The sequence below is a fragment of the Enterococcus sp. AAFC-DPL-5146 genome, from assembly GCF_058216635.1.
The window spans coordinates 2,654,235-2,678,857 of record NZ_CM177103.1; the positions used below are offsets into that span (position 1 = coordinate 2,654,235).

Consider the following 24,623-nt stretch of genomic DNA (forward strand, 5'->3'; position numbering starts at 1 on the left):
CAACATGACAGATTGTATTTTTTGTAAAATTATCAATCGAGAAATTCCTAGTTATAAAGTGTATGAAGATGATAAAGTTTATGCATTTTTAGATATTACCCAAGTGACCAAGGGACATACTTTACTCGTTCCAAAAGAACATGTAACAGACATCTTTGACTATGAGCCAGCGTTGGCTGGTGAAGTCTTTGCCCGTGTCCCAAAAGTAGCACGGGGCTTGGAACAAGCTTTTCCAGAGATGCAAGGATTGAATATTATCAATAATAATAAAGAACTAGCCTATCAATCCGTCTTTCACTCTCATATTCATTTGATTCCCCGTTATGGAAAATCAGATGACTTCTCTATTCACTTTGGAAACAATCAAGAGACTTATTCTTCTGAAGAAATGCAAGAAATAGCAGAAAAAATTGCGAAGCAGGTGGAAAAATAATGGGAAAATTTTCTAAAGGAATTTTATTTGGTGCAGTTGTCGGTGCTGCGAGTGGCCTTCTTTTCGCTCCAAGAAGTGGTAAAGCAACACGCCAAAAATTTATAGATGAAATAGATGATTGGTCTGATTTAAAAGAAGACTTTTCCGAGAAGTTAGATCAATTTAAAGAATCTGCCGCAGCTTTACAAGAAGCAGCAGAAATCTATATTGATCCATTTATCGATGGAGTGACCCGAGATGTTGAAAACTTTATGTTCCAAGCAGAGCCTAGACTAGATCAAATCCAAGAACAAGTTGAAAAAATCCAGTCTGAATTACCCGAGATGCCAGAAATTGACTAAACGCCTTTGAGGATGAAGTAAATTTATTTATTTCATCCTCGTTCATTTCCCTAAAATCTAAAAAAAAGATGTGAAATCGATTATTTCTTTATTAAAAAGACTTTTCCCCTCACTTATTCAGCTAATAGCTGAATAAATGAAGCATTTCAATTATTCACTTTAGACTAAATTTCGTAAAATCAGTCATTTTTATCGATGAAATTGTGTCCTAAATTCGAAAATTTATTGAAAGTATGACTTCGCTATTTCTTTTATGAAACATAGTGTGGTATAGTTATAACCGTGAGAATTAATTTCTACATAATAAAAAATAAAACAAACTTAGGAGTGCTAACAGAATGAAGAAAAAATTAATCTTAGCTGCAGCAGGCGTATTCAGTATTTTTGCATTAGCTGCTTGTTCAGGCGGTTCACAAGACATCGCAACAATGAAAGGCGGAGCAATCACTGTTGATGATTTCTATAATCAAGTGAAATCAAGCCAAACTGGTCAACAAGTTGTTCAACAAATGATTATTTCAAAAGTATTTGATAAAAAATATGGTAAAGATGTCTCAAACAAAGACGTTCAAGCTAAATATGATGAATCAAAGAAAAGCATTACAGATCAAGGTGCTAACTTTGAAGAACAATTAAAACAAGCGGGTCTTACTGAAAAAAGTTATAAAGAACAAATCAAAAAAAATCTAGCTTATGAAGCTGGTCTAAAAGCACACGTGAAAGTTACTGATGCTGATTTAAAAACTGCTTGGGCATCATTCCATCCAGAAGTAGAAGCACAACTCATCCAAGTTGCGACTGAAGATGAAGCAAAAGACATCAAAAAACAATTAACTGATGGCGGTGACTTTGAAAAAATCGCTAAAGAAAAATCAACTGATGCAGCGACTAAAAAAGATGGCGGCAAAGTGAAATTTGATTCTCAAACTCAAACTGTTGCAGCTCAAGTAAAAGAAGCAGCTTTCAAATTAAAAGACGGTGAAGTTTCTGAACCAATTCAAGCAACTGACGCTACTGGTTACCAATCATCTTACTTTATTGTAAAAATGGTTAAAAACAAAGAAAAAGGCAATGACATGGCTCCTTACAAAAAAGAGTTGAAAAAAATTGCTGAAACAGATAAATTAGCTGACCAAGCGTTCACACAAAAAGTAATTTCTGATGAATTATCTGAAGCTAACGTTAAAATGAAAGACGACACCTTCAAAGAATTAATGGCTGGTTTAATCCAAACAAAAGACTCTGAAAAATCTGAAGACTCTTCTAAGAAAGACAAAAAAGAATCTAAAGACTCTTCAAGTAAGACAGAAGAATCATCAAGCAAAACTGAAGAATCTTCTAAATAATACACAAACAAAAAAAGAGATGATGCCATCTCTTTTTTTGTTTGTTCTATTTTTGGAAAACAAGTTCAAAAAGTTCATATACAACTAACATATCTTCTGAAAAGGTTAATTGATAATCTTCTAATTCTTTTTCAAAAAAGGGGCGGTGTACACTGCGCCAATACGCAAGTGTCCGATCTCCTTCTCCTTCAAGATAAGCATGTACTTCTGATATTCTTGAATAAGGAAGTATATCTACTACTTTTGTACAAACGATTGCCTGAGCCTGATTATTTCCATCTAATAGCACACTATACTCCCCAACTTCCGGAAGATTTTCCGTTTCCAATCCTAGTTCATATAAAATTTTAAGAGAAGAGGTCCCAGTCTTCTCTCCTCCAAGCACATGTGCAAGCAACTCATCTGCCATTTCTGGTGAATGGCCAAAAGACCATGCTTCATAATTGTCATGTGAAATTGAGTATTCTTTTTTGAATCGTCCCCATAATGTTATCACCGATTGGTTCATTTCTTCTCCTAGCTCATTTAAATATCTTTTGGAACATAGAAACTACGATTATCTAAACCAAAGATTCGATCCGTATATTCCCCTGGTTCTGTTTGTCGAACTGAACTTAGCATCATTTGGATCGAAGCATCAATATTATCGATTTGATGTAGAACTTCTGCTTCCATAATTCTTGGTCGAACAGGTGAGCCATACTCTAACAATCCATGATGAGCTAAAACCATATGACGTAAAACAATCACATCTTCATCATTTTCATCAATTTTCAACGCAATACAAGCTTTCGTGATTTCTTCATCTATCAAAACCAGATGACCAATCAAATTTCCTGCTAATGTATATTCAGTTGCCATCGCCCCAGAAAGCTCTTTTACCTTACCTAAATCATGTAAAATAATCCCAGAATAAAGGAGTGCCGCGTTCAATTCGTTGTACTCTTTACAGATTACTTTCCCTAACCTGAGCATAGAAACGGTGTGATAGGCTAATCCATTTGCAAATGCATGGTGGTTTCTTTTCGCAGCTGGAAAATCAAAAAATTCTTTCTGGTATTGTGTCAATAAATAACGAACAATTCGTTGCCAATGGGCATTAGTTATTTCAAAAACAGTTTGATTGATTTCTTCAACCATGTCTTCTCGTTTTAATGGCGCCCTTTCCATATATAGAGCTGGCTCATTCGGCTCATCAGTGCGTGCAACACGCATATGGATAATCTTAACTTGAGGATTCCCTTGATACAATTCTCTTTTCCCATTTAAAAGAATTACATTTCCTGCTGTAAAACGACCAATCTCTTCCTCCGAAGCATCCCAGTACTTCCCATCGATCGTCCCTGACGTGTCTTGGAAAGTAAATGCAATAAATTTTTTACCGTTTTTGGCCATACGCACATCAGCATTCTTGATTAAAAGATATAGCTCAAAGGTTTCGTCTACAGTTAATTCACGGATTTTTTTCATACTTACGCTCCTTCTAATTCTATAATTGGTTGGTTTAACTCTTTATAATAGCTTACCATTTCTTTGTCAGAAGAAAAACAAATGACTTGCTGTTGTTGAGAAAAAACGGCAAATAATTGCGCTAGCTGTTCTTTTCTCTTGCTATCATAATGCAGCCAGCCATCATCAATCATAATTGGACACAAACTACGTTGTTCTTGCAAATAAAGAAAAGCAAATCGAACAGCCATGATTACTTGATCTCTTGTTCCTGTTGACAATTCATGGAGCATAAATCGTTGCTGATCTTCACGAATGACCACTAGTTGCTCTTCTTGTAACTGAATTGAGCGATACCCTTTTTGCGTTAAGAGCTGGAAATAATCCGTTGCTTTTTTCAATAAATTAGGCAATTGTTGTTCCGACAATTCGGTTAACAGATCCATCAATAACTGACCAGCTAATTGCTGACTCGACCATTCTAAAGCAAGCTCTTCAATTTCAGTCTTAAGCATGGCTTGTTCCTGATAAAGTTCATCTAGAGTACCATCAGCCAACATCTGTTGTCGTTGATAAAGTAGTTTTTGCTCTTTTTTCTGCAATTGTTGAATGTTGTCTTCCATTTCTTTAAGCGATTGCGATAACTGAATCTCTGTTGACTGCAATTGTTTTGGCTCAATGGACTCTGGGTATAATCCTACTAACATCCCCTGTAATTCTTGTTTACGTTTATGATTTGCGTTGGCTTCTTGATAGCTTTGAATTTTATTTGGAATCTCATTTATAGAAGCTATTTGGAATCGATGTAACATTGGACGTGCTTGGTCGATCACTTGTTGTTGCTTTTCTTTTACTTCACGAATCGTCTGGCGTGTGTATGCATCCGCTTGGTATTCTTGTGCAAAACGAACTTTTTCCATCCTATCAGCAAAACCGCTAATCACACGGATTCTTTCTCCTAAGGAGGTTCCAGCAATTGGTAACTTTGCTGTATAACGCTCTGTCTGTTTAGCTAAATCTGATACACGTTTTTGATCTTCCCTTAACTGATGTTCAAGCTCCTGATTGGTATTGATCAAAATCAAATATCGAGTAATATCTGTGCGGTGAGTCAACCAAAATTCCACTTGATCCATTCGACCTAGATGGTTTTCTTTAACTTTTTCAGCAATAAAGCGAGACATTTTTTGTTCTTCACTCTGTATCATTTGGATATCAGCTTTTATTTTCAATAATTGATCGTTCAAATAATCTAATTGAGATAACTTTTCTTGCCATTGACGCTTTTCATTCTTATAGATGTCTTTCGGTTGATAAAAAAGCGGTAATAATCCTGCAACAAGAAATCCTCCACTCAAAATGAACGACAGGTATCGAATCGGTATTGGTAAAAAGAAGCTAAGTAGCAAAAGAATCAATGCAGTTCCGCAAAAGAATGGATTAATTGACTTGTTTTTTTGTTGATGATTTTTTCGAAACATCTCTTTATTGACGGTTTCAAATGTACTTAAATTTTGTTCACGAGTCGCAATTTCTTCTTCTAGTAACTGCAAGTCTGTCTTAGCATTCTGTAGTTTCACTGTCCGGCCAACAATCTCTTCTCTCATCTCATTGACAGTATGTTCTTCAAAAGTTAATTGCGGAGGCTGTTCTGAATTCCATCCCCATTGTTTTTCTAACGGAAGCATCTCTTGCTGATTTTGCTGTAAGGATTGTGTCATCCAGTTGATTTCAGATAATAATTTGTCAATATCATATCGCTGATTAAGCAATTGCTGAATAGGTTCTTCTTCCTCTAAATAAAACTGATAATCATCACTTTGATCCACCGTCTCACTTTGTGTTGCAATACTTTGATTTAGACGAGTCAATTCTTCATTCAAAAAACGATGTTGTTGATAGATTGAAAGCAGTGATTCTTGTTCTTCCCGCCCCAACACAGTTGCTTGTGTTGACTCATCAATCATCTGCAACTCTTCATACAAAGGTAAATTCATTACTTGTTTTTCTACCAAAGCTAAATGCTGCTTCATTTCTTGGATCGTTTGCTGCTTTTCTGCAATTTGTCCTTCAGTATCTGCTAATTCAGTAATTAATTGTTGGAAAGGACGCTCTTGTTGTTCTTTGTCATTAATACGTTGCTGTAGGCTATGATAAGCATTCAATTTCTGATTTAACGGCGGCTGACTCCCTTTACCTTTATAAATCGTCTGAGCGGTCTTAAAATAGTCTTCTCTGCTGAGTAATAATTGCTGACTTCCAGATAAACCTAAAGAAAGCATAGAGGTTTGCAATTCTTCTTCACTTAATTTTTCCAATTGGCTAAGCTGTTCTTGCTGAAAAGTAAAAACAGCTTGAAACAACTCTTTAGTCAACGGATAAATCATCTTTTCAAGCGTTGCCTCATCACCTATTTGCTCATTAAAATAGACTTTTGCTTGTCCTTTATTTTGTCCCTTGAACCGCTCCACTTGAACTTCTCCATGAATCGGATGTGTAAACCATAAGCGTCCACCATAAGCTGCACCGTTTTTCGGTTGATAATCTTTTTTTCTTTTGCCTTTTGCGGGAAATCCAAAAAGCATTGCTTGAATAAATTGATAAATCGTTGATTTGCCCGCTTCATTTGACCCAAATAATAATTGATTCTTAGGTAGAAACTCAATTTTATGCTGTTGCCATTTGCCAAATCCAACAAGTTCTATCGCAATGAGTTTCATGGTTGATCCTCCTGAATAACAAAATCTTCCTTGATTTTTTGATCTGCTTGTTCAACACTGCGTTCACGCCAGTCTTCGTTGACTTGGACAACAGAAGAAAATAACGGATTCTGTACTAGCTCTTGTAGTGTATTTGAGAATATATCCTGCTGTAAGTAGTTTTTCTCTAGTTGTTTTAACAACTCTGGAGTGGCTGCAATCATTACTTTTTTGTCAACATCCTCATTTAGCACTTCAACTTGAAATAAAAATAACCTTTGATGCGTTTGCTGTAATAACGTTGTTTGGAGGTATTGAAGTAATTCTCCATTTTCGTAAGCTACCTGAAACTCTTCTCCCAATTGTGCTGTGTTTGTCAATTTTATTTCTTTTAAAAGAACCTGTTGTTCGTTTTTTGCGTCATTTAAAAGAAGATCTGTAAGAATGATTAATGCTTCCTTCAAATTTTTAGCTTGGCTCAATGAATACTTGTCCACTTGCCAAGTGATTTGCGCCACAGGTTCAAAATGGACAGTTGCATGTCCTGATTCTACCGAAACGATTGCTACACCTTGAACTGTCCGCTCTTTTTTTGTATGACCTTGCGGAGTTCCCGGATAGACTATCAATGGATCTGCACTCATTACTTGCGGTTGATGAATATGACCTAACGCCCAATAATCATAGCCCTTTGTTTTCATTTCGCTAAATGAAAACGGTGCATAATTCTGCTGACCATTGTTCGTCGTATCTCCATGATAGATACCGATATGAATATCTGCTGTTGGATCTTTCAAAGGAAAAGCAGGTAGTTTATTCTCGTTGATCCACGAATGCTCGTAACTAAACCCTGAGACTGCTACTTTTTCTTGATTCTTTGTCATAAAATAATGGGTCTCAACTTGTTCACTGCGAAAAAGAAATAGATTCTTTGGAAAATCAAACCAGTATCGCTCTGATACATAATAATCATGATTACCAAATGTCATGATTACAGAAATTTTTGCCTGTTCCAAACGTTTCATTTCTTCAATAAAATATGCCTGAGTCCTAATTGACGTTCGACTTTGATGGAAGGTATCCCCTGCAAAGATAACTACATCCACCTGATTTCTTATCGCTATATCAACAATCGATTTGACCACTTGCTGGTTAGCCAGCTGAAGTTTATCAACGATTTGTTTCGGAATATTTTTTAGGCCTTCAAAAGACCGATCCAGATGTAAATCTGCCGTATGCAATACTTTCATTAGATCCTCCTCTTGTCCTAATTCTCTTACTCAATCATATCATTTTATGAGGAATTGGTCAGTAATAATATACGAAAATTTGTTCGTTTTTCACTTTTTTTGAGAATATAAAAATACAAAGGCCAAAATTCAATGTTCTCCATCTCATCCTAGCCTCTTTATTATACTTATTTTATTGTCAGATCGATCTGTACGATTTCACTTTGCGTTCCGATACGCATCGGCGGTCCCCATGTGCAAACACCAGAAGAAACAATTACTTGAGGAGCGTTTTTATCCTTCCTATAGTAGCCGTAGTCAACTGTGAAATACGCCTTTGTTACTAAACTAAAAGGAAAAATCTGTCCTTTATGAGTATGTCCAGAAAGAATCAGCTCATTTGCCTGCTTATATTCATCTATATTTGACGGTTGATGATCCAAAATGATTTTTGGAAGTTGATTGCCCACTTTATTAAATTGCTCTTGAATGCTTTTTCTGTCACCATCTTGTGAACCAATCGGCCGACTATCTTTTCTTCCTACAACTAGAAGCTCTTCGGCCACTACCGTCATTTCATCTTCCAACAAAGTGATATCCCCTGATTCAACAAGTTCTTTCATCTTCTCAAAAGTTTCTCCAGCATCATGATTTCCCCAGCACATGTACGTCCCGTAAGTAGAAGACAGTCGCCGGAATTGTCTTTTGATTTCTTCTGGATCTTGCAACGCATTATAATTACCATCAAATAAATCACCTGAAATAAAAACTATATCTGGATTCACTTGATTGATTTTAGTCACAATCTTTTTCAGCTTCTTCACATCGTTCACATAACCAAGATGAACATCACTGATCAATACAGCTTTTATTTTTTTCTGTCCGTTATTTCCAGCTTTATTTAGCGTTACTTGATATTTCGTCGTTTTGATTTGCTGTGCTTGCCATGTACCATAGAGAAATAAAACAACAATCAATACAGTTGAACTTAACCAAATAACTAGCTCTGTTTTTGACTGAAGGATCGTAATTTTTTCTGTCACTTTGAGTACGGCATCCGTTAACCCAAAAATAACCAAAGATACTAACCAAAAAGAGAACCAATAACTACCTATTTTCCCCACAAAACTACTTACATTTGTATCGAATAATACTAGCGTCAACATAGATGCCATAGCAAACAAACCGATGATTACCCATAAAATAAACGAATAATTAAATGATGTAACTTGGTCTAAGAGAAAGAGAAATTTTTTACCGATGTAAAAATTTCCCAAAAGAAACAAAACAGCAATTATCAAAAATGCTAGCTTATTCATGATTCTCCTCCAATTTTTCACCAACAACTTGTCCAAATTTTACAATTGTTTCTTGATTGTTTTCTGTATTCAACCAAATTTCTGGATCAATCATCACTTGATTTTTTTGGAATAATAAAATCACTGTTGAACCGCCAAATTCAAACCAGCCTTTTTTTTCAAACCGCTGACACTCTCCTGAATTTTTCAGATTCTGGATTTTGCCAACCATTAAAGCACCGACTTCAATTTGAACGATTTTTCCGAAATTCTTTGTATCAATAATTGTCACTTCTCGTGCATTTCTGGAAAATACTGGTTCATTGTGAATGGCTATTGGTTGCACCGTGTGAAAAATCCCAGCTATCTTTTGATGTGCAAGAATAGTTCCTTCATCAATAAAATAATAATGGTGATAATCATCTGGTGTTAAACGAAAAATGACAGCACAGCCACCTTGCCACTGTTCAGCAAGTTCTGTACTATCAAGTAACTCTGAAAGAGCATATTCCGATCGTTTGACTTTAAAACAACTCTGTTCATTTATCGGATACACCGTAACTTTCCCATCACAAGGCGCTGCTAAAGATGTTTGTGCTTGTGGCAGTGGGCGCACTTCTTTTTTTATCTCCCGCATAAAAAAATGATTGAATGAAGTGTAGGTTGTCGCTTCATACTCTTCCATCTGTAGATCATTCTTTTTAATGAATTGATTAATCATTCCTTTTGAAAATGAGCTATTTAAATAGGCTCCAACGACTTTTGTGATTGGCGGTTGAATCATGCCTTTTAAAAAGAGACGTCCGATAGGATTTTTGTATAAAAAATGTAATGACCAACTATCGTTTTCAGTGATTGATTTTGTTTTGAATCGCTTCTCCATATATTTACCCCTTTGAAAAATCTAACGAATAATAAAAGCTAAAACGGCTCCTAGAAATGCTCCAAAGATCAATTTTCGAGGATCGACTTTTTTAATTTTCACCTTTGAAATAAACAAAAAACCAATAATCAATAATGCCGCTGGATAGACCAAAGCTATCTCAATATGTAAACGTCCTGCAATAAAAAACAACAATGGTATCAACGCTGCGCTACTAGTTACAGGTAAACCTTCATAATACTCACGACAGCCGACAGATTGTTCTTTTCGTTCCATCTCAGTCACATTGTAATGAGCCAAGCGAATCAATGCAGCTAAAATATAAAATACAAATAATGGCAAATAAATTCCTTGCGTCATTCCAGATGCATAACCTAAAACAGTTGGAAAAACACCAAAACTGATTAAATCAGCCAATGAATCAATCTGAATGCCGTAGTTCATCTCGCTTTTAGTGCGGTCTTTAAGATTTGCAACAAAACCATCAAACATGTCACAAATACCAGAGAGAACCAAACAAAAAATGGCTTCGACAATGTGTTGAGTAAGCGCTAAATACATACCAACTATAGAAAAAATTGCATTTCCATAGGTTAGAATCACTGTGTAATCATAAATACCAATCATACTTTTTGTTCCCCAATTCTTTTTTCGTTTAATATTACTATATCATTAAAGTAACGAGTTTTGGGATATTTTTTGAAAGAATCTGCGACTTTTTATGAAAATTTGAAAGAAGAAAAAACTCCTTTATCACACCAATTAATGATTATTTAGAGATAAATACAAAAAATATATCTTTTTTTCGACGTAAAATTTCTCATATAACCAAAAAAAGATAAGACAAAAGCCCCCCCTTCAAAAGAAGAGTTTCTTTTGTCCTATCCTTAAGCTTATTTCCTAATCGTTATATAGATCACGAATTGGTGTCATGATAATACGATTTAAATCATTCACAATCAAGCTAAATGCTTGCTCTTTTTGCATCAGCTGATTGATCACTTCTGCTTTTTGAACTTCAGTTGCCAATGCTTGTGCTTTTTCAGCGTCTTCATCTGAAAATTCTTCACCACGCATTTGTTTTTCTTGTAATCCTTGTTGGAAAGCTTGGAATTCTTTAAATAATTTGTACGCTTCTTCGTCTGCCTTTACTTCATCATATGCTTGCTCCATGGCTTTAAATTCAGCTAATTCACGGATCTCACGTTCTACTTGATTGGCTGTATCATAAATATTGCTCATTCAATCTCCCTCATTTCTAAAAATTCTTCTCTTTGATTGTACCATTCTTTGATTTGTTTTCAAACCGATTATTCTCCAGTTAAACCGCCAAAAATATCTTTCAATCCATTCTTGGTGTTGTCCCAACCTTCTTTGATTTTGCCGCCAATATCTGCAGCTCCCTCTTTAATCTTACCGCCAATGTCTTTAGCGCCTTCTTTGACTTGACCACCGATATCTTTCACACTGTCTTTCCATTCTTCATTATTTCCTGAAGACACTTCACTAGCCGCTTGGACTTCGCCTCCAGTAGCATAAGCATCCGCTACAGTAAATGGCGTTTGGGGAGTGTTAGCCATGATTCCTTGCGCTTGATTGCTAAAGACTGTCGAAGCATGAGTAGCACTGCTTCCTTGTAAATAATGGCTCGAACTTGTTTGTTCGAATCCTAACCAAGTTGCAATAACTACATCTGGTGTATATCCTACTACCCATTGATCGTTAGTTTTATCTGTGTCAAAGTTAGTTTCGGTTGTTCCTGTTTTTCCGGCCATCACATAACCAGCTGGATCAGCATTCATTCCCGTTCCAGAACTAAAAACACCTAAAAGCATACTGGTCATTTGATCGGCTACATCTTTAGTAATGATCTGTTTCTTTTTAGCGTTGGTATTATCTTCAATCACAGCACCTGTTGAATCAACAATTTTTGTGATCAAATGTGCTTCTGACTGAGAGCCACCTGTGGCAAATGGGCTATAAGCATTAGCCATGGTCATTGGAGAAACACCCGTTTTCAATCCTCCTAAAGCCAGTCCATAATATTTATCTTCACTGGCTAAAGGAATACCGAATTTCTGCGTTTTTTCAAATCCTTTATCCAAACCAATTTTATGCAAGGTCCAAATAGCCGGTAAATTCAAACTTTCTCCCAATGCCTGATACATCGGTACTTCCCCTGCATTCGTTCGGCTATAGTTTTCTGCTGGATAATAACTTTGCGGTTTATCTTCTAAAATATTATTTGGTTTCATACCAGATTCTAAGGCCGGTGTATAAACTGAGATTGGTTTTAATGACGATCCTGGTGAACGTTTTGTTTGTGTCGCAAAGTTAAAGCCACGATAAACATGCTCGCCTCGTCCTCCCACAACACCTTGTACACCGCCAGTTTTCGGATCAAGGGCAACTGAACCACTTTGAACCATTGCACCATCTTCTGCATTAGGCGGAAACAGCGCATCATTAGCATAGGTTTGTTGCATCGTCTCTTGATAATTTTGATCTAATGCTGTATAGATTTTGTAGCCCTTATTCAATAGATCTTCTTCTTTTAAGCCATATTTATTGACGGCTTCATCAATAACCGCATCAAAATAATAGGGATATCTATAATCTGAATTCTTATCTGAGTAATTATCAACCAACATGCTGTCCATATCTACACCAGCTTGAGCATCGGCTTCCCCTTGAGATAATTTACCATTATCTACCATTAACTGTAAAACCGTATTACGTCGATTAACTGCATTTTCTATATAATCTAGAGGATTATAGATACCCGGTCCTTTCAGCATACCTACTAAAGTGGCTGCTTGGCCAACTGATAATTCACTAGCGCTAACGCCAAAATATTTATGAGATGCATCTTCAATCCCCCAAACTCCGTTACCGAAATAAGAATTGTTCAGATACATTTCTAAAATCTGTTGTTTATCATATTTTTTCTCGATTTCGATTGCTAAAAATAGCTCTCTTGCTTTACGCGTCATCGTTTGTTCTTGCGTGAGGTAAGCATTTTTTGCTAGTTGCTGCGTAATCGTACTACCTCCGCCGCCTCCACCAATCATGCCAAGACTTAACTTCCCAACAACTGCCCGTAAAAGTCCTTTGATATCGTAACCATGATGAGTCTCAAAGTTTCGATCCTCAGTTGAAATTAATGCATCTTTGACATATGGAGAAATTTGATCAATGGTGACGACTGTTCCTTTTTGCCCAAACAGCTTCCCTGCTTCTTTTCCATCTTTGTCATAGATAACGGTGGATTCCTCCAGCCCTTTTTTGAGTGCTCCTACATTCGCCGATTTAGCCAGTGTAAATAAATAGATACTGGCTACTAAAACGACAACTAAGCCAAAAAGTAAAATGATTTTATTGATTTGATATTTCTTCCAAATTCGCTTTCTCCAGTGATGAAAACGAATCAAGTATGGTTTAACCCAAGTCCAAAAGCTTTTAAAAGCAGCTTTTAATTTTTCTATAATAGTTTTAGTATCCATAGTACTCCCTCTTATGTAAAAGTTTCTAAGCCATTTTAACATAGATTATCGTCTCTATTCATACGGCTTTAGCCTGAATCAGGCACATAGATTTTGCTTTATCTATTTTATCATGCTTTTCTTTTGATTTTATGTAGAAAAGCTTAAGAATCTGTCAAGAAAATGGGAAATCGCAATATTTGAATACTATTTTGTTTTATTAACTATAGTTGGACAATGTATCTATGGCGATATAAATAAAGATAGTGGCCGTTAGTTCTCCACTATCTTTATTATTTATTATTTGGAAGATTTTCGTTTATTCCAAATGAATAAACCAGTCAATAGAATGATGATGATACCACCCAAAACAGACAATTGTTTTCCTAAACCTTGTTTTTCTCCAGTTTTAGGAAAAGTTTTTTGATAGGTGGAACTTATTGTACTGGAGTTATTCAGATTTGGTTGAATATTTTGAGTTTGATGCTTTTTATCTAAAGTATCACTTAACTTACCATGATTACCGTTAACTGTTTGTTTTGTATATACATAGGTTATTTCTTGAGCCTCAGCAGTGAAATTTCCAGTTGAATTTCCTTCAACATTTTTGAAAACATACCCCTCAATAGCTAACTGCTCACTTGTATATGGGTCTCCAATATTCCCACTTAATATCTTAGTTGGGGCTAATTCTTTGCCTTCTGGGTCTTCGTATCTTACTGTTACGTCTGCTCCTTTAATTGGTATTTTGGTATAGATATACGTTACCGTTTGAGCTTCTGACGTGAATTTCCCACTTGCTGCTCCTCGAACTTCTTTAAAAGTATAGTCAGGAATTTCTATTTGTTCACTCGTGTACGTCTCTTCGAGATTCCCACTTAATATCTTAGTTGGGGCTAATTTTTTGCCTTCTGGGTCTTCGTATCTTACTGTTACATCTGCTCCTTTAACTGGCGTTTTTGTATAGATATACGTTACCGTTTGAGCTTCTGACGTGAATTTCCCACTTGCTGCTCCTCTAACTTCTTTAAAAGTATAGTCAGGAATTTCTATTTGTTCACTCGTGTACGTCTCTTCGAGATTCCCACTTAATATCTTAGTTGGGGCTAATTCTTTGCCTTCTGGGTCTTCGTATCTTACTGTTACGTCTGCTCCTTTAACTGGCTTTTTCGTATAGATATACGTTACCGTTTGAGCTTCTGACGTGAATTTTCCACTTGTTGCTCCTCGAACTTCTTTAAAAGTATAGTCAGGAATTTCTATTTGTTCACTCGTGTACGTCTCTTCGAGATTCCCACTTAATATCTCAGTTGGGGCTAGTTCTTTGCCTTCAGGGTCTTCGTATCTTACTGTTACGTCTGCTCCTTTAACTGGCTTTTTCGTATAGATATACGTTACCGTTTGAGCTTCTGACGTGAATTTTCCACTTGCTGCTCCTCTAACTTCTTTAAAAGTATAGTCAGGAATTTCTATTTGTTCACTCGTGTACGTCTCTTCGAGATTCCCACTTAATATCTCAGTTGGGGCTAGTTCTTTGCCTTCAGGGTCTTCGTATCTTACTGTTACGTCTGCTCCTTTAACTGGCGTTTTTGTATAGATATACGTTACCGTTTGAGCTTCTGACGTGAATTTTCCACTTGTTGCTCCTCGAACTTCTTTAAAAGTATAGTCAGGAATTTCTATTTGTTCACTCGTGTACGTCTCTCCGAGATTCCCACTTAATATCTTAGTTGGGGCTAGTTCTTTGCCTTCAGGGTCTTCGTATCTTACCGTTACATCTGCAGCTTGGAGCAACGGTATTCGGACATTGATTGTTGCAAATCCATTTAATGCCCCTACATGATTAATACTGGTATCTATAAAGTAATATTTTATTATATAGGTTTGCCCGGGAACTAAATTATTGCCGATAAATTTACCATTTTCAAATTTAAAGCGATTAGTAGAATTTTGATAGTTGATTAAAACTGGATTCCCATTGATTCCAATAATTGCCAAAGGATCTACTACACTTTGTCCACTCTCCAAAGTAATTGTTTTAGTGATTGATTGGTTAAGGAAATTGTATTGCCTTCTTTTAGGTGAATTGTAATAGTCCAAACTAGCACGCACATCACTGATATTATTCCTAGGCAGAACCATCCCTGTTAAATTAGGTAACGATGCAGCAAAAGCCATATTATCAATATTAGTATCTCCCATCGAGATATAAGTTAATTGCTTCAACATACTAATTAAATTCAAATCATCTAAATTCATAAAAGTAACATAATATGCGTACAATTCTGAAATCCCAGTAAGATATTGAACTCCTTCTAAACTTGTAAATTGTGTTTGCTTCGTTGTATTAAAATCTAAGCGAAAATGTCCATTTATTGATGCTAATTCTTGTTTTGTAGGTGTGTAGCTCTCCCAATCAGAAATATGTTTTAGTCTTGTATTGATCAGCTTTCGTAAATTCAAATCTGGAATAGTGACCACATCTGCAAAGGTTTCGTTTTTTTCTGAAGTGTCTGTTAATTTGTTGTTGGAATCTGTCATTTGTGTTGAATCAAAAGTTAAGTCAGACTCTTTTTCAGTCTGCAGTTTTTGCTGCTCGTTCTCTTCTTTTGTCTCTTCTGAAATCAATTCCGATACATTTGTTTGAGAATCTAAAAATTCCTCTTGTCCGATGGATTCATTTGAATTGCTTTCAAATTCTCCCTCGATCTTATTGTAATCTTCTTCAGTCGGGATCGATTGATCCGAAGTATTATTATCAATAGATGGATCTTCCGATTTTTGAATCATTTTGTTTTCTGCGTAACTGACTAATGGGGATACATTCATAAACAATAAGCTACTGACAACAAGTACTATTATACTTTTTTTCATGGTGCCTCCTTGGAAGTTTCTCCTATTTATAAAATAGTAGTAGATAATACAGCAATTATACATCAGATTAGTGGAAAATCATATTTAATATATATTTATATTGTATCGTTTTCTTTAAATATATATCAGATATAACTAATTTTAATGTCTGTTTTAGAAAAAGATTACACTTTCGGATAAATTAAGGCAAAAAAAATTCATATTTAGTTTGTATTATATAAACATACCAACAAACCCTAACAAAACACTTTTTCATTTTTTAACTCCTTTTTCCCACGCTTCCCTAAAGAGTGGGTCTCTTTTTGTTCTGAGAAAATTTTCAAGTAATACTACAGAATATGAAATTTCTACCTATTGCAACTGATTAAAGCTTACTTAATTGCTATTCTAGATTATTTTATGCTACACTTTTTTCGAAATGTAAGCGTTTAACAAAAAAACAAAGAGGAGTGTTTTTATGTCTAAGAAGTTACTATTTTTACTTATTCCAATTTTCTTTTTATTAAGCCTTGGCTTAGAGCCTAATCAATCTCATGCAACACAAACCACTAAAAAAGAACCAATCATGATGGCCTATTATCGCACATGGCGGGATGTTACTATGCCTCATGATGCAAATTCCACATTACCTGATCAAAACGTCACAGCTATGACAGATATTCCTGAAGGTGTGGATATCGTTTCTGTTTTTCATTATGTAAATCCCGGAACAAATCAACAGAAATTTTGGGATACATTGAAAGATACTTACGTTCCTACCTTACATGCTAGAGGGACTCGTGTTATTCGGACGATTGATATCCGAGAAATTTGGAATGTTCCACACGCAGGAGCTACTCCCACAATAGCTGAATATGAACAATATGCCCAAAAATTAATTGATACCTACCTTACACCGTGGAATTTAGATGGACTGGATGTTGATATGGAATCTAGTTTAACAGCTAAACAAGAAGAGATGGCTGCCGGTACATTTACAGCTTTGTCTAAAAAATTAGGTCCTAATTCCAACACAGGAAAATTATTGATTTATGATACAAATAAAGATAACCATTCTTTATTCAAAAAAGTTGCACCCTATATCGACTATCTATTTATCCAAGCTTACGGTCGTTCCGCTTCTTCTTTAGATAACACATGGAACACGTATAAAAATGCCATTACACCACAGCAGTTTCTACCTGGAGTCTCATTCCCAGAAGAACAAGACCACAATCGCTGGAACGACACCGTAGAACCTTATGAAACAAGCCGTGCCTATGCTTATGCTAAATGGAATCCAAAAGATGGGCAAAAAGGTGGGATGTTTGTTTATGCGATTGATCGAGACGGTAAACAATTTGGCGACGATACGATCACAAAAACAGATTTTAATTGGACAAAACGATTAATCAATACAATGAAAAATAACTAATCAATAAAATGATTACATGAAATTTAAACATTACTTTAGAAAAGCGTTACAGTTTTGAAGAAATTAATACACAAAAAATTCATATTTGCTTTGTACTATGTAAGCATACCAACAAACAACCCTAACAAAACACTTTTTCATTTTTAACTCCTTTCCCGTCCTTCCCCAAAGGACGGGTTATTTGCTGTGAATCACTACGATTGGCTTTGCCAGAGTAGATGATGAACAGTACTTGGCGAACATTGTGAGCGAAGTTCCCTTACTTGCAAATCACTGCGATTGGCTTTGTCAGAGTAGATGATGAACAGTACTTGGCGAACACCGTGAGCGAAGTTTCCTTACTTGCAAATCACTGCGACTGGCTTTGCCAGAGTAGATGATGAACAGCACTTGGCGAACACCGTGAGCGAAGTTTCCTTACTTGTAAATCACTGCGATTAGCTTTGCCAGAGTAGATGACAAACAGCATTTAGCGAACACCGTGAGCGAAGTTTCTTTGCTTATGAATCATCAAAGGACTAGATAAAACAAATATTAATAAACCACAAAGATCACATCATCCAACGTTGAACAGTACAAAATGTACTATAGGATATGCTTTGTAACGCTTGGTAACCACTCCGAAAACTCTCCCTTCATTTCTCTCGTCCAATTTGTTAAACTAAGATAGTACTCTATCGAAAAGGCGGAAAAAAAATGGAATTATCCATCCAGTTACCCAAGAATTTTAAAGAGCAAACAGTCCGAGAACTGCTGGAACAAGAATGGTTAGTTCCTCGTAAAGTAAGGCACTTTTTACGAACTCGAAAAAACGTTTCGATTAATGGCGAATCTGCTTTATTCCATTTCCCTGTAAAAAGTGGTGATGTTATTACTTTGCTTTTTGAACCCGAAGATTACCCCACACCTGAGATCCTTTTAGGAAATGACTCGATAATCGATGTATTATTTGAAGACGAACACTTGATTATTTTGAATAAACCGATCGGTATGAAAACTCATCCCAATCAACCTAATGAAAATAATACGCTACTTAATCATTTAGCTGCTTACTTAGCTCCTAAAAACCAAGTACCTTATGTTGTTCATCGCTTGGATAAAGAAACCAGCGGGGCAATTTTATTTGCTAAAAATCCTTTTGTACTGCCAATTCTTGGTCGGTTATTGGAAGGCAAACAAATTTATCGTCGATATCAAGCTATGATTTCAGGTAATCTAAAAGCATCTTTAATCATTCGTAAAAAAATCGGCCGTGACCGACATGATCGACGAAAACGAGTGATTGATGAGCGTCGTGGAGATGCAGCTGTTACCCATGTTGAAGTGGTTTCTTATATAAAAGAAATGAACCAGACAGCCATTTACTGTGTTCTGGAAACTGGACGAACGCATCAAATTCGAGTACATCTTGAAAGTATTGGTCATCCAATCATCGGTGATCCATTGTATCATCCAAGACCTAATGGCCGGCTAATGCTTCATGCTTATGAGTTACATTTAAACCATCCATTTACTGGAGAAATCATTGTAGCAAAGGCTGAACCTGCTTTATGGTCACTTTAAAATAAAAAAAGACTGGTTGTTATTGGACAGCAGCATGATATGCCATCCAGTAAAAAACCAGTCATTTTTGATCCTATTCCCTTTAACTTATTATTGAACATGTTTACATGGATAACCAATGAATCAATTGATAAAGAGAAGCAATACTCAAATTATTTAAATTTTTAATACACGTCTGGAAAATGAATCATTTATTCAATGTCACTCGGATTTTATTTTCTCCAAATACACCTCGGTTATATACTTTTAGATAGTACGTTTTTCCTGTTTCTAACTTAGCATTAATTTTGAACTGACGATTTCCATTGCTATCATCATTATAGCCTATTTGATTTTTTGTTTCGTCATATAAATACCCTGACCAGTCTAATGTCCCTTCGCTGACAAAGCTATAGTTCCCTTCAATACTTGGTTTAAAAGCGTAGTATTTTTCTTTAGTTTCCGGCAGGGATACATCAGTTACTTTATTCAAATCCAGCGCTATTGATTTATCGAAGCTGCTTCCAACTTTGTCAGATGTCACTTTGATTGTCACGCTTTTACTTAATCCATAATAACGACCTTTTGCTGTTATTGTCACGGTTCCATAATTTTTTGCTTCAATTTCTCCAGCCTCACTGACAGTAGCTACTCTGTTGTCGTTACTGCTCCAGATCAATTCTTTATTTTCTGTCGTATTCTTAGGTGTCAGTGTTCCTGTCAGCTGTTTCTTTTCTCCTTCTTTCAGGCTTATCACTGTCGGAGTTAAAGTAAGCTCTGTCGCACGCACTACTGGATAAACTCGGATTTTATTTTCTCCAAATATACCTCGATTGTGTACTTTTAGATAGTATGTTTTTCCTGCTTCTAACTTAGTAATAATATTAAACTGGTTATTTCCATTACCACCACGATTCGCACTTAGTTGATTTTTTGTGTTATCGTATAATTCCGCTGACCAATCAAGTTTCCCTTCACTAACGAAACTGTATTCACCATCACTACTTGGTGTAAAAGTATAATATTTTTCTCTCACTTCTGATAATGTCACTTCAGTTATTTTATTTGGTTCCAGTGGTAGTGTTTTATCAAAACTACTGCCCTCTTTATCTGAAGTCACTTGGATTTTGGTGCTTTTGCGTACACCTGAATAATTACTTCTTGCTGTTATTGTTACGGTTCCATAATTTTTTGCTTCAATTTCTCCTGTGTCGCTGACAGTAGCGACTCTAGTATCATTACTACTCCAGTTTATTTTTTCATTTTCAGTCGTATTTTCTGGTGCAATCGTCCCTGTTAATTGACTTTTTTCGCCTTCTTTCAAACTTGTCACCGTCGTTGTTAAGATAAGCTCAGTTGCACGTACTACTGGATAAACTCGGATTTTATTTTCCCCAGATATGCCTCGATTATATACTTCTAGATAGTAGGTTTTTCCTGCTTCCAACTTAGTATTAATTTTAAACTGGAGGTTTCCATTACCATCATCATTGTAACCTATTCTTTTTTTTGTTTCGTCATATAAATACCCTGACCAGTCTAACGTTCCTTCACTGATAAAACTGTACTCACCTGTACTACTCGGTTTAAAAGCATAGTATTTTTCTTTAGTTTCGTTGATTGTAACATCATACAGTTCATTTACATCCATTTCTATTGCTTCATCAAAGCTACCGCCAGTATTAGTATTTTTAACAGTAATAGTTGTTGACGCTGTTTTTCTACCGTCTTCTGTCGTTACTTTTATTACTGCAGTTCCAACTGCTTTTGCGGTAACTAAACCAGTAGATGACACAGTTGCTATATTTTTATCGGAACTGCTCCAGTCTACTTTTTTATTTGTTGCATTATCTGGATTTATTGTAGCTGTCAATTGCTTTGTTGCACCTATCACTAGCTCTTTGCTTGATGGAGTAACACTTACATCAACAACCGGGACATCTGGATCAGTTATTGTAATTGTACTTGTATCTGTTTTTCCACCTTCGTCTGTCGTTACTGTAACTATGACTGTTCCTGCTTTTTTAGCTGTAACTACGCCTGAACTTGAAATTGTTGCAATCGCCTCGTTCGAACTGCTCCAGCTTATTGCTTTATTTACTGCATTTTCAGGGATGACTTTAGCATCTAGTTGTTTTGTAGTCCCTGTTTTCATAGCCACTTTTTTTGGCTCGACGCTTACACCTGTGACTTCGGCGTCTTTTCCTTTAATTGTTACATTCATCGTTGGACTAGCTTCTGAATTCACCAGAATATCAAACGCTGAATAACTTCCATCAGAAAGTGCTGTAGAAGGTACTGATTCTTTAGTCAAAGCTGTCTGCTGTTGTTCGCCATGTCCACCCATCCCTTTGTAATAGAAGCCGTCGTAATTATTTGTAGAATAATAACGAGCCGTACTTAACTGTGAATGTCCTAAAATCCCTTCATTTGCTTCTTTCAACGTGACCAGTTGTTCGCTAGGAGAATTATTCTTCCTGTATGCTTCATTTACATGGTAAATCGCAACTCCTCCAGATGCTACAATTGGCTTATCCCCATGTTCTAAACTATAAATTACAGTTTTCAAAGCTGCGTCATACCCAGTTAATTGGCGGTTTTCGATTAAAAAATATTCTTTCGGATTTGCTGTGTTTACACGTACTAAATTAAAATCAGCTTGACTGATATGATTAACATTTATATTTACAGTTTTATCCACAATTGTCGGTTCAACAATACCTAAAGCAACTTTACAATAGGCATCTAAATGCGTCGGTGTAGCTCCACTTGATTCACCTTCTAGATATGCCCATGATCCATTTGCCATTAAACTATATCTACCAAGTCCATCACCATCAGAAACACTAACATATTTCCCATCATGTTCAATTATCTTCGTTTCAGAGTTATAAAGGTCAGGTAATCCTAAATCATGACCAAATTCATGTGCTATGATTCCTAATTCAGATTGATACTCATGATCAACATTTTTTCGCCCCATCCGCTCACCAAATGCAGTATAATGATTCAATTTTATCCCATCCACAATTGGATATCCTATTTCTTGACCTCCAAAAGACCACTTATGCCCCCAAACACTTGGATTAATATTAGCACTTGATGCTTCATATCCGGCAAAAACACTCATAATATGAAGTTCATTCGGCTCAATCCTGCCATTTTTATTTGTATCATATTCAGATATATCCACTAAATCTTGAATACCTTCTAAAGCATCCTTCAAGCTCGGCAAAACCTTACTAAAGTTGTTAAAGACCTTAGGATGATCTTGATCTAATTTGATCCGAACAATTCCATCTTGCTTACCATACGTTTCTTTTGCTGGCACAATATTTATTTTGTCATTCGTTGCTTCTTTATAATAAGTAACCAAACTTTTACTTGTTTGAGAAAAAATTCTATTTTCCCACTCTGCATCTGAGTATTTCAATTCCATATCATTAAATTCTATTAAAACAACTAGTAGATTTTGATTTTTATTCCATTTAGTAGCAGCTTTTGTCGTTCTTGATTCTTGTTTAAGTGACTCATTTTTATTCAATTTATCAATATCATTTACTGTCAAAGAATTGGCTGGACGCTCATCAATCAAGTATTTGCTTTGAGATGGTTCAGTTGTTTTTGTCTGTTTGTTTAGCTGACTATAATACCAATAATCATCTTCTCCTATACTAATCAGATCTCCAGTCCTATTAGCTATAACATAATTTAAATACTCATCACCAACAATTTGCGCTTCAAATTGTTGCCCGGAAGGTTGTTTGTATCCACCTATTTCCATATCTGCTGGCACTGCATATCCACTAACAGTAGACATTAAAGACAAGCACAGTCCCATCATAACCATCATTAAACCTTTTTTAATTTTTTTCATCCTTTTAAAAACCCCTTTATTATTTTTTGTAACAAAAACATATCACATATTTAATATATCATATAAATAAATATTTGAGCTATATTTTATATATTTTTTACATTAAAAACATATAATTATGAATTTTATTTTATGTAATTTAAATAAAGAAGAGGATAAAACCATCAAATCAATGGTCTTATCCTCTTCTTTATTCTATTTTTTATTGATTTATTATTGCTTGTAGCGTACTTAAGCCTAATTGCAAATACTTTTCAAAAAAGCCCGATAGTTCTTTTAAAATTTTTTGATTCATCCCACCATCATCATTTTCAACTTGTAAAACTAATAATGGCTCATGTAAACTCATTCGAAGTAAGAACCAACCACTCCCATATTCATCATAAACATACACTCGAATTCCTTCATGATTTTCAGGATCAACCTTCATACCTCGTTGACTCGCAACAAAACTACTTAGCTCCAGAATCACTTGTTCACCATATTCACGAACATTACTTGCCAAAATTTCAAAACGTAGTTCTTGGGTTTCAGCGGGTTGTTTTAATGAACTAATCAACTCTCCAATTGTTGAGCCTTCATTTTTTAAGCGTGGCAGCAACATCAATATTTTAGCAATAACGTAGGCACCATCATCTAAAAAGTAGTTTTCTTTAAAGGCCGCATGTCCACTGGTTTCAATCGCTAATTGAGTATCGATTCCTTCTTTATTTAATTCAATCATTTTATTGATGACATTACGATAGCCGGAAATATAGCGAACTTGTTTGCCACCTTTGGATTCAATAAACTCTTTCAGATGACTTGAAGTTGGTGAATTTGTAACAATGCTACTGCCTGGAAACTCTTCTAACACAATCGTAGCTAAAACAGCAATTAAATTGTTTCGATTGATTACTTCGCCAGATGCATCTACTACTGCCGATCGATCGACATCGGTATCAAAAATCACACCTAAATCAGCTTCGTTTTTCAATACAGCTTGTTGAATACTTTTCATTGCTTCTTTATTATCTGGATTTGGTATATGGTTTGGAAACATCCCGTCTGGTTCTAAAAATTGAGAGCCTGTGATATCAGCTCCCAGTCTTGCTAAGACCTTTTCAGCAAAGAAACCACCTGCCCCATTGCCTGCATCCACTATAATATGAAAACCTGCTAGAGGTTTTTCTTCTGTTGTTTTCATTCCTTTACGAATCTTATCCGTTAAATCAGCGGAATAATCATCTAAAATCGTTGTTTTTGTTGCTGAGCCTTTTGCTAAAAGTGCAGGTTCGTCAGCGTGTTCTAAGATATAAGCAATATCCGCTTTTTCTGCACCACCAGATTTAGTAAATAATTTTAATCCATTAAAATAATATGGTAAATGGCTCGCTGTTATCATAATCGCTGCATCGCAATCATATTGAGAAAACTGAGTTGCCATAAACATTGCTGGTGTAGTGGCTAAGCCAAAATCTAGGACTTCTACGTTTTGTTCCATAAAACTATCAATCAATGCTTGTTTCAAGCGATCCGCTGAAATACGGCTATCATGACCGATGCCAATTTTTAATTTTCCCGATTGATGTTTTTCAGCTAAATTTTTTTCATCACGAAGCCAATGAACCATTCCTACCGCGATTTTCCCGACTTGCTCTGGCGTTAGGTTCGCTGTTTTTTCTTCATGATCTACTGCTATTCCTCTTATATCCGACCCGTTTTGTAACGCTTTCAAATCCATGTAACCAAATCTCCCTTCATTTTTTGATTGGTT

Annotated in this window: 17 protein-coding genes; 5 read left to right on the forward strand and 12 right to left on the reverse strand. The window is 35.7% G+C overall.

The window, feature by feature from the left end:
• The first annotated feature begins 4 nt into the window (after positions 1-4).
• The 3 genes from AC4BB2_RS12225 to AC4BB2_RS12235 all read left to right on the forward strand — a co-directional run bounded on the left by AC4BB2_RS12225 (position 5) and on the right by AC4BB2_RS12235 (position 2,120).
• Positions 5-433, forward strand: coding sequence for an HIT family protein (locus tag AC4BB2_RS12225; protein WP_490473176.1), 429 nt, complete (start codon positions 5-7; stop codon positions 431-433).
• Positions 433-774: a YtxH domain-containing protein gene (locus AC4BB2_RS12230; protein ID WP_490473177.1), complete on the forward strand. Its 342-nt coding sequence runs from the start codon at positions 433-435 to the stop codon at positions 772-774. The genes AC4BB2_RS12225 and AC4BB2_RS12230 overlap by 1 nt, the downstream gene beginning before the upstream one ends.
• 338 nt (positions 775-1,112) lie before the next feature.
• On the forward strand, positions 1,113-2,120 hold the full coding sequence (locus AC4BB2_RS12235) for a peptidylprolyl isomerase (RefSeq protein ID WP_490473178.1): 1,008 nt from the start codon (positions 1,113-1,115) through the stop codon (positions 2,118-2,120).
• Positions 2,121-2,166: 46 nt separating this feature from the next.
• Here AC4BB2_RS12235 and AC4BB2_RS12240 read toward each other — a convergent pair whose 3' ends face one another.
• The 10 genes from AC4BB2_RS12240 to AC4BB2_RS12285 all read right to left on the reverse strand — a co-directional run bounded on the left by AC4BB2_RS12240 (position 2,167) and on the right by AC4BB2_RS12285 (position 16,034).
• The gene (locus tag AC4BB2_RS12240) at positions 2,167-2,628 is read right to left on the reverse strand and encodes an ASCH domain-containing protein (RefSeq protein WP_490473179.1); all 462 of its coding nucleotides are present in this window, start codon (positions 2,626-2,628) and stop codon (positions 2,167-2,169) included.
• Positions 2,629-2,645: 17 nt separating this feature from the next.
• Positions 2,646-3,590 carry a 3'-5' exoribonuclease YhaM family protein gene (locus AC4BB2_RS12245; RefSeq protein ID WP_490473180.1) on the reverse strand — a complete coding sequence of 315 codons (945 nt, stop codon included), beginning with the start codon at positions 3,588-3,590 and terminating at the stop codon, positions 2,646-2,648.
• A gap of 2 nt (positions 3,591-3,592) precedes the next feature.
• Positions 3,593-6,289, reverse strand: a complete 2,697-nt coding sequence (locus AC4BB2_RS12250) for an AAA family ATPase (protein ID WP_490473181.1) — start codon at positions 6,287-6,289, stop codon at positions 3,593-3,595.
• The gene (locus tag AC4BB2_RS12255; protein ID WP_490473182.1) at positions 6,286-7,518 is read right to left on the reverse strand and encodes a metallophosphoesterase family protein; all 1,233 of its coding nucleotides are present in this window, start codon (positions 7,516-7,518) and stop codon (positions 6,286-6,288) included. The genes AC4BB2_RS12250 and AC4BB2_RS12255 overlap by 4 nt, the downstream gene beginning before the upstream one ends.
• Positions 7,519-7,685: 167 nt before the next feature.
• Positions 7,686-8,816, reverse strand: coding sequence for a metallophosphoesterase (locus tag AC4BB2_RS12260; RefSeq protein ID WP_490473183.1), 1,131 nt, complete (start codon positions 8,814-8,816; stop codon positions 7,686-7,688).
• A complete protein-coding gene (locus AC4BB2_RS12265; RefSeq protein WP_490473184.1) occupies positions 8,809-9,678 on the reverse strand; it encodes a phosphatidylserine decarboxylase in 870 nt (289 codons plus the stop codon). Before AC4BB2_RS12265 ends, AC4BB2_RS12260 begins: the two co-directional genes overlap by 8 nt.
• Before the next feature lie 21 nt (positions 9,679-9,699).
• A complete protein-coding gene (locus AC4BB2_RS12270) occupies positions 9,700-10,305 on the reverse strand; it encodes a CDP-alcohol phosphatidyltransferase family protein (RefSeq protein WP_490473185.1) in 606 nt (201 codons plus the stop codon).
• Positions 10,306-10,578: 273 nt separating this feature from the next.
• On the reverse strand, positions 10,579-10,920 hold the full coding sequence (locus AC4BB2_RS12275; RefSeq protein ID WP_490473186.1) for a YlbF/YmcA family competence regulator: 342 nt from the start codon (positions 10,918-10,920) through the stop codon (positions 10,579-10,581).
• Positions 10,921-10,988: 68 nt separating this feature from the next.
• On the reverse strand, positions 10,989-13,181 hold the full coding sequence (locus tag AC4BB2_RS12280; RefSeq protein WP_490473187.1) for a PBP1A family penicillin-binding protein: 2,193 nt from the start codon (positions 13,179-13,181) through the stop codon (positions 10,989-10,991).
• 279 nt (positions 13,182-13,460) lie between these two features.
• Complete coding sequence (locus AC4BB2_RS12285; protein WP_490473188.1) at positions 13,461-16,034, reverse strand: MucBP domain-containing protein; 2,574 nt, start codon at positions 16,032-16,034, stop codon at positions 13,461-13,463.
• A gap of 457 nt (positions 16,035-16,491) precedes the next feature.
• Here AC4BB2_RS12285 and AC4BB2_RS12290 point away from each other — a divergent pair, with 457 nt between their 5' ends.
• On the forward strand, positions 16,492-17,448 hold the full coding sequence (locus AC4BB2_RS12290; protein ID WP_490473189.1) for an endo-beta-N-acetylglucosaminidase: 957 nt from the start codon (positions 16,492-16,494) through the stop codon (positions 17,446-17,448).
• Positions 17,449-18,144: 696 nt separating this feature from the next.
• Positions 18,145-19,011: an RluA family pseudouridine synthase gene (locus AC4BB2_RS12295; RefSeq protein WP_490473190.1), complete on the forward strand. Its 867-nt coding sequence runs from the start codon at positions 18,145-18,147 to the stop codon at positions 19,009-19,011.
• A 187-nt stretch (positions 19,012-19,198) separates the two neighbouring features.
• On the opposite strand, the gene AC4BB2_RS12300 is transcribed toward AC4BB2_RS12295, so the two are convergent.
• Together AC4BB2_RS12300 and AC4BB2_RS12305 are read right to left on the reverse strand one after the other, a co-directional pair.
• The gene (locus AC4BB2_RS12300) at positions 19,199-22,867 is read right to left on the reverse strand and encodes an Ig-like domain-containing protein (RefSeq protein WP_490473191.1); all 3,669 of its coding nucleotides are present in this window, start codon (positions 22,865-22,867) and stop codon (positions 19,199-19,201) included.
• Between the two features lie 202 nt (positions 22,868-23,069).
• Entirely contained in the window at positions 23,070-24,590 is a 1,521-nt protein-coding gene (locus AC4BB2_RS12305) for a phosphohexomutase domain-containing protein (RefSeq protein ID WP_490473192.1), read from the reverse strand.
• Positions 24,591-24,623: the final 33 nt, after the last annotated feature.

What these genes read in the sequence shown, in the direction of transcription:
- AC4BB2_RS12300 (WP_490473191.1), bottom strand. Translation starts at nt 22,867, where the DNA reads ATGAAAAAAATTAAAAAAGGTTTAATGATGGTTATGATGGGACTGTGC.
- AC4BB2_RS12295 (WP_490473190.1), top strand. Translation starts at nt 18,145, where the DNA reads ATGGAATTATCCATCCAGTTACCCAAGAATTTTAAAGAGCAAACAGTC.
- AC4BB2_RS12265 (WP_490473184.1), bottom strand. Translation starts at nt 9,678, where the DNA reads ATGGAGAAGCGATTCAAAACAAAATCAATCACTGAAAACGATAGTTGG.
- AC4BB2_RS12235 (WP_490473178.1), top strand. Translation starts at nt 1,113, where the DNA reads ATGAAGAAAAAATTAATCTTAGCTGCAGCAGGCGTATTCAGTATTTTT.
- AC4BB2_RS12305 (WP_490473192.1), bottom strand. Translation starts at nt 24,590, where the DNA reads ATGGATTTGAAAGCGTTACAAAACGGGTCGGATATAAGAGGAATAGCA.
- AC4BB2_RS12285 (WP_490473188.1), bottom strand. Translation starts at nt 16,034, where the DNA reads ATGAAAAAAAGTATAATAGTACTTGTTGTCAGTAGCTTATTGTTTATG.
- AC4BB2_RS12270 (WP_490473185.1), bottom strand. Translation starts at nt 10,305, where the DNA reads ATGATTGGTATTTATGATTACACAGTGATTCTAACCTATGGAAATGCA.
- AC4BB2_RS12290 (WP_490473189.1), top strand. Translation starts at nt 16,492, where the DNA reads ATGTCTAAGAAGTTACTATTTTTACTTATTCCAATTTTCTTTTTATTA.
- AC4BB2_RS12275 (WP_490473186.1), bottom strand. Translation starts at nt 10,920, where the DNA reads ATGAGCAATATTTATGATACAGCCAATCAAGTAGAACGTGAGATCCGT.
- AC4BB2_RS12250 (WP_490473181.1), bottom strand. Translation starts at nt 6,289, where the DNA reads ATGAAACTCATTGCGATAGAACTTGTTGGATTTGGCAAATGGCAACAG.
- AC4BB2_RS12230 (WP_490473177.1), top strand. Translation starts at nt 433, where the DNA reads ATGGGAAAATTTTCTAAAGGAATTTTATTTGGTGCAGTTGTCGGTGCT.
- AC4BB2_RS12260 (WP_490473183.1), bottom strand. Translation starts at nt 8,816, where the DNA reads ATGAATAAGCTAGCATTTTTGATAATTGCTGTTTTGTTTCTTTTGGGA.
- AC4BB2_RS12280 (WP_490473187.1), bottom strand. Translation starts at nt 13,181, where the DNA reads ATGGATACTAAAACTATTATAGAAAAATTAAAAGCTGCTTTTAAAAGC.
- AC4BB2_RS12240 (WP_490473179.1), bottom strand. Translation starts at nt 2,628, where the DNA reads ATGAACCAATCGGTGATAACATTATGGGGACGATTCAAAAAAGAATAC.
- AC4BB2_RS12255 (WP_490473182.1), bottom strand. Translation starts at nt 7,518, where the DNA reads ATGAAAGTATTGCATACGGCAGATTTACATCTGGATCGGTCTTTTGAA.
- AC4BB2_RS12245 (WP_490473180.1), bottom strand. Translation starts at nt 3,590, where the DNA reads ATGAAAAAAATCCGTGAATTAACTGTAGACGAAACCTTTGAGCTATAT.
- AC4BB2_RS12225 (WP_490473176.1), top strand. Translation starts at nt 5, where the DNA reads ATGACAGATTGTATTTTTTGTAAAATTATCAATCGAGAAATTCCTAGT.